Raw genomic sequence first — 2,708 nt, forward strand, 5'->3', positions numbered from 1 at the left:
CCCCCCCCCCCCCCCCCCCCCCCCCCCCCCCCCCCCCCCCTTCTCAAAAAAAAAAACAACACCCCAGATGTAGCTCCGTCTCGTGGGCTCGGAGATGTGTATAAGAGACAGGACCGTCGGTGGCGGCCCTCCTCGCATCCGTGGGCCCCTCGGGCATACTGCGGGTCGTGTCCGACCACCCGCAGACCTCGTCCGCTCCCGCCGCCGATCCCGCAGCGGTGCCCGCCTCCTCCGCCGACGGGTCGGTGTCCCCGGCGCTGGCCGACGCGCCCGTCGTGGCGCACGTGGTCCGTGCCGGTTTCGTCGAGTCGGTCCACCACGGCACGGCCGTCGTCACGGCACCCGACGGTTCGGTCGAGCTCGAGGTCGGCAACGGGTCCGGCCCGGTGTTCCCCCGCTCGTCGAGCAAGCCGCTGCAGGCCCTCGCGATGCTCCGCTGCGGGCTCGAGACCGACGGCCGGCACCTGGCCCTCGCCTGTTCCAGCCACTCCGGCGAGGCCTTCCACGTCGAGGCCGCCCGCGAGATCCTCGCCGGCGCCGGCCTGACCGAGACCGACCTGCAGAACACGCCGGACTATCCCTACGACGAGGCCGCGCGCATCGCCTGGATCGCCGACGGCCGACCCAAGCAGTCGATCGTGCAGAACTGCTCGGGAAAGCACGCGTCGATGCTCGCGACGTGCGTGCGCAACGGCTGGGACCTCCCCACCTACCGCGACCCCGAGCATCCGCTCCAGGTGGCGGTGGCCGAGACGGTGCGCGAGCTGTCGGGGGCCGAGCCGAGCGCGGTGGCCGTCGACGGCTGCGGGGCCCCGATCCACGCCATCCCGCTGTCGGCCCTCGCCCGGGCCTTCGGGCGCCTCGCCGCGGCCACCGACGGTCCCGAGGCCCGCATCAGCGCTGCGATCCGCGCCTACCCGGAGTACCTCGGTGGCACGAACCGTGACGTCACGGTGCTGCTCCGCGGCGTGGACGGCCTCGTCGCCAAGGACGGTGCCGAGGCGGTGTACGCGGTCGGCCTCCCGGACGGGCGCGGGGTGGCCGTCAAGGTCGCCGACGGCTCGTCGCGGGCCCGGGCGGTCGTGCTCGCTGCGGTGCTGCGCCGCATCGGCGTCGACGCCGAGGACACCCTGGCGGCGCTCGAGCACCAGCCCGTCCTGGGGCACGGCCAGCCCGTCGGCTCGGTCCTCGCCGTCGGGATCTGAGCCCAGGAGCGGGCGGGACGGGAGAGGCGCCGATGCGGGCTGTGCTCCAGCGTGTCACGAGTGCGCGCGTCGAGGTGGACGGCGAGGTCGTCGGCGCCATCGACCGACCGGGCCTGCTCGCGCTCGTCGGCGTGACGCACGGCGACGGCCCCGAGCAGGTCGAGCGCCTCGCCCGCAAGATCGCCGAGCTGCGCATCCTGCGCGACGAGCAGAGCGTCGTCGACACCGGAGCACCGGTCCTCGTCGTCAGCCAGTTCACGCTCTACGCCGACACGCGCAAGGGACGGCGTCCGTCGTGGGGTGCGGCGGCGCCCGGCCCCGTCGCCGAGCCGCTCGTCGCCGACGTCGTCGCGTCCCTGCGCTCCCGCGGCGTCGAGGTCGCCGAGGGACGCTTCGGCGCGATGATGCAGGTCTCGCTCGTCAACGACGGGCCCGTCACCCTCGTCGTCGACGCCTGAGCCTCCGACGGCACCTCGCACGGACACGTCGCGACCCGGCGCCGGCGGGAGCGCCGCTGGACCGACCCGTGCTCGGGACCCGGGTTACGCTTCCCCCATGCAGCTCTACTACGGGTTCCAGAGCGTCGTGCAGCTCGTGCTCGGCGTCGTCGCGCTCGGCTGCGAGGTGTGGGCCTTCACGGACGCGCTCCGGCACCCGCAGGGCGCCTACGTCGCCGCTGGCAAGCGCACCCGCACCTTCTGGCTCGTCCTGCTGGGCATCGCCCTGGCGCTGGGCTTCGTCACGATGCTCAACCCGCTGAGCCTGTTCGGCCTGCTCGGGTTCGTCGGCGCCGCGGTGTACCTGGCCGACGTCCGGCCGGCCCTGCGGCAGGTGCGCGGCCTCGGCGGGCGGTCCGAGCGGCCCTGGTAGCCGCCGTCCCGGGAGCCGAGGCGAGCGGGCCGCCGCGCACCGGCCCCGCTCCCATGGGGCACACTGGTGCACTCACAACCGATAGGAGAACCATGTCCGACCAGCAGCCTGCTGCTGCCGTCGTCGAGGACGTCGACACGCACGTGCACGACACGCGGCCCATCCACGGGCCCGACGAGTACGACCTCGGCGACCGCAACCCGACCGAGGACATCTTCGTCGCGGAGCGCCCCTGGGGCCGGTTCCAGCAGTTCGTGTCGAACGAGCAGGTCACCGTGAAGATCATCACGGTTCAGCCCGGGCATCGGCTCTCGCTCCAGCGCCACGACCACCGTGGCGAGATGTGGCAGGTCCTCGACGTGCCCATCGACGTCAGCGTCGACGGCCGTGAGTGGACGGCAGCGCCCGGCGAGACCGTGTGGGTTCCCCGCGGTGCCACGCACCGCATGGGCAACTCCGGTGACCAGCCGGGACGCCTTCTCGAGGTGGGCTTCGGCCACTTCGACGAGGCCGACATCGAGCGCCTCGAGGACGACTACGCGCGCTGAGCGCGACGCATCGTTTTCCGCGTGCCGTGTGCCGCCGGACCCTGGGTCCTGTCTCTTATACACATCTGACGCTGCCGACGACGGA

Annotated in this window: 4 protein-coding genes; all 4 read left to right on the forward strand. The window is 73.1% G+C overall.

Annotation, left to right across the window (positions count from 1 at the left end; all coding sequences use genetic code 11):
• Positions 1-167 precede the first annotated feature (167 nt).
• The 4 genes from ACR9ZK_RS21225 (at position 168) to ACR9ZK_RS21240 (ending at position 2,623) form a co-directional block, all read left to right on the forward strand.
• Positions 168-1,205 (forward strand): asparaginase, encoded by a 1,038-nt coding sequence (locus ACR9ZK_RS21225; protein WP_481343950.1) that lies wholly within the window; start codon positions 168-170, stop codon positions 1,203-1,205.
• Between the two features lie 32 nt (positions 1,206-1,237).
• On the forward strand, positions 1,238-1,663 hold the full coding sequence (gene dtd / locus ACR9ZK_RS21230) for a D-aminoacyl-tRNA deacylase (RefSeq protein ID WP_481343951.1): 426 nt from the start codon (positions 1,238-1,240) through the stop codon (positions 1,661-1,663).
• A 97-nt stretch (positions 1,664-1,760) separates the two neighbouring features.
• Positions 1,761-2,075: a DUF2516 family protein gene (locus ACR9ZK_RS21235; RefSeq protein ID WP_481343952.1), complete on the forward strand. Its 315-nt coding sequence runs from the start codon at positions 1,761-1,763 to the stop codon at positions 2,073-2,075.
• Between the two features lie 92 nt (positions 2,076-2,167).
• Positions 2,168-2,623, forward strand: coding sequence for a phosphomannose isomerase type II C-terminal cupin domain (locus ACR9ZK_RS21240; protein ID WP_481343953.1), 456 nt, complete (start codon positions 2,168-2,170; stop codon positions 2,621-2,623).
• Positions 2,624-2,708 lie beyond the last annotated feature (85 nt).

It is taken from the genome of Monashia sp. HAY1-5C (genome assembly GCF_056755255.1).

Excerpts from the sequence above, each read along its gene's own strand:
- dtd (WP_481343951.1), top strand. The coding sequence starts at position 1,238 with ATGCGGGCTGTGCTCCAGCGTGTCACGAGTGCGCGCGTCGAGGTGGAC.
- ACR9ZK_RS21235 (WP_481343952.1), top strand. The coding sequence starts at position 1,761 with ATGCAGCTCTACTACGGGTTCCAGAGCGTCGTGCAGCTCGTGCTCGGC.
- ACR9ZK_RS21240 (WP_481343953.1), top strand. The coding sequence starts at position 2,168 with ATGTCCGACCAGCAGCCTGCTGCTGCCGTCGTCGAGGACGTCGACACG.